The following is a 2,501-nucleotide window of genomic DNA, read 5'->3' as shown; positions in this document are numbered from 1 at the left end:
GCCGGAGCGGGCGCGGCGGCCTGCCGGGGCTGCGCCGCGGCGCGCTGGCGCCCGTCCTCGATCACCCGGAGCACGTCCTCCTTGGTGATCCGCCCGTTGGGACCGCTCCCCCTGACCGTACCCAGGTCCAGGTCGTGCTCCGCGGCCAGGGCGCGCACCGCCGGGGAGGTCTGCGCCTCACCCGTCGGCGCGGCCTCCGCCGGCTGCTCCGAGGCGGGCTTCTCCTCGTACCTCGCCGAGGCGGTGTGCCCCGCCTGGTCCGCCGGGGATGCCGCGCCGGCGCCGTCGCCCGAGGGCTGCAGCTCGGCGAGCAGCTCGTCGACGCCGACGGTGTCCCCCTCCTGCTTCGCGATCCGGGCGAGCGTCCCCGCCGACTGCGCGGCCACCTCCACCGTGATCTTGTCCGTCTCCAGCTCCACCAGGATCTCGTCCTTCGCGACGGTGTCCCCTTCCTGCTTGGTCCACCGCCCGACGGTCGCCTCGACCACGGACTCCCCCAGCGGGGGGACTCGGATCTCAACCGACATGGAATCTCCGCTCCGGTATGGGTTCGAGGGGACAGGGTACAGGCGAGAGGGACAGGCGGCAAGCAGATGCCAGCCGGCTGTCCCCTCCCCGATTCCCCGTTTCCTCCCGTTACTTCCGCTTGCCGATCAGGGTGTCGCCGCGGGCGCGCCGCTCCGCCGGGTTCTTCCCGGGGGCGGGCGCCCCGCTCCACGCCACCTCCACGATGCGGGCCTGCTCCTTGGCATGCCGCTCCGCGCTCCCCTCGGCGGGGGCGGCTCGATCCGGGCGCCCCTCGTAGCGGACGGGGAGGTCCGCGAAGAACGCGCGGAGCCGCGGCTCCACGAAGGTCCAGGCGCCCATGTTGCGCGGCTCCTCCTGCACCCACACCACCTCCTGCAGGGCGGGGAAGGAGCGGGCCAGCTGGGCGATCTCCTCCGCGGGGAAGGGATACAGCTCCTCCACCCGCGCGAGCGCCACGCCGCGCGCGTCCTCGCGGAGCGGGCTGGTGTACAGGTCCGCGAACACCTTGCCGCTGCAGAGCGCCAGCCGGGTGACCTGGTCCGCGCGGCCGGCCGCGTCCTCGTCGCGGATCACGCACTGGAAGTGCCCCGTGGCGAGCTGCTCCAGCCGGGACGCCGCCAGCGGGTGCCGCAGCAGGCTCTTGGGCGACATCACCACCAGCGGGCGCGGGTCCCGGTCCAGGAGCTGCGCCTGACGCCGCAGGAGGTGGAAGTACTGCGCCGAGGTGGTGCAGTTGACCACCCGGAAGTTGTCCTCCGCGGAGAGCTGGAGGAAGCGCTCCAGGCGCGCGCTGGAGTGCTCCGGCCCCTGTCCCTCGTAGCCGTGGGGGAGGAGCAGCACCAGCCCCGACGTCTGCTCCCACTTCTGGTAGGAAGCGGCCAGGAACTGGTCGATGATGACCTGCGCGCCGTTCACGAAGTCGCCGAACTGCGCCTCCCAGATCACCAGCACGTCCGGGTCGAACACCGAGTACCCGTACTCGAACCCCACCGCGGCCATCTCCGAGAGCGGGGAGTTGTGCACCTCGAAGGAGGCGCGCGCCTGCGGGAGCGCCGCCAGCGGCGTGTGCTTCGCGCCGGTCTCGGCGTCGTGCAGCACCAGGTGCCGGTGGCTGAAGGTGCCGCGCTCCGCGTCCTGCCCGGTGAGCCGCACCGGGACCCCTTCCGCGATCAGCGACGCGAAGGCCAGCGTCTCCGCGTGCCCCCAGTCGATCGCGCCCTCCGGGCCCAGCGCGTCGCGCCGCCGGGCGAGCTGCTTCTCCAGGCGCGCGTTGGGTGTGAACCCCTCCGGCCGCTGCAGCAGCGCCTCGTTGTACTCGGCCAGCCGCTCCGCCGGGACGGCCGTGCCGATGGACGACGACGGCGGGCCGCCGTTGGTGTGGTGCTCGTCCCCGTTCTGCGGCGGCAGCGCCGAGCCGTCGCCCAGGGCGGCCTGCACCTCCGCCAGCCGGTCCAGCGTCTGCTGCAGCAGCGCGTCCGCTTCCTCGCGCGTGACCACGCCGTCGCCCGCCAGCCGCTCGGCGAAGACCTCGCGGGCGGTGGGGTGGGCGCGGATCGCGTCGTACATCCGGGGCTGCGTGAACGCCGGCTCGTCGCCCTCGTTGTGGCCCCAGCGGCGGTACCCCACCAGGTCGATCACGAAGTCCTTGTGGAAGCGCGCCCGGTACGCCACCGCCAGGCGGGCCACCGCGATGCACGCCTCCGGGTCGTCCGCGTTCACGTGGACGATGGGGACCTCGAAGCCCTTCGCCAGGTCGCTGGCGTACCGGGTGGAGCGGTCGTCCTCCGGAACCGTGGTGAAGCCGATCTGGTTGTTGGCGATGACGTGGATGGTCCCGCCCACGGTGTAGCCCCTGAGGCCCGACATGTTCAGCGTCTCCGCTACCACCCCCTGCCCGGGGAACGCGGCGTCGCCGTGCACCAGCACCGCCAGCCCGTCCTGCAGCGACAGGTCCGGCGCGCCGGCGCGCCGGG

The 2,501-nt window shown here is 73.5% G+C and carries 2 protein-coding genes; both read right to left on the bottom strand.

The features are described 5' to 3' along the window. Positions 1 to 527, bottom strand: a 527-nt coding sequence (locus tag VGR37_22870) for a biotin/lipoyl-containing protein (protein HEV2150260.1), incomplete at its 3' end; no start/stop codon positions are given. Between the two features lie 109 nt (positions 528 to 636). Continuing rightward, on the bottom strand, positions 637 to 2,501 hold a 1,865-nt coding region (locus tag VGR37_22865; protein ID HEV2150259.1), incomplete at its 5' end, for a 2-oxoglutarate dehydrogenase E1 component.

The organism is Longimicrobiaceae bacterium, assembly GCA_035936415.1.
Classification (GTDB): Bacteria; Gemmatimonadota; Gemmatimonadetes; order Longimicrobiales; family Longimicrobiaceae; genus JAFAYN01.
The sequence above is the reverse complement of the archived record's forward strand: the minus strand, read 5'-3'. Positions and strand labels throughout refer to the sequence as shown.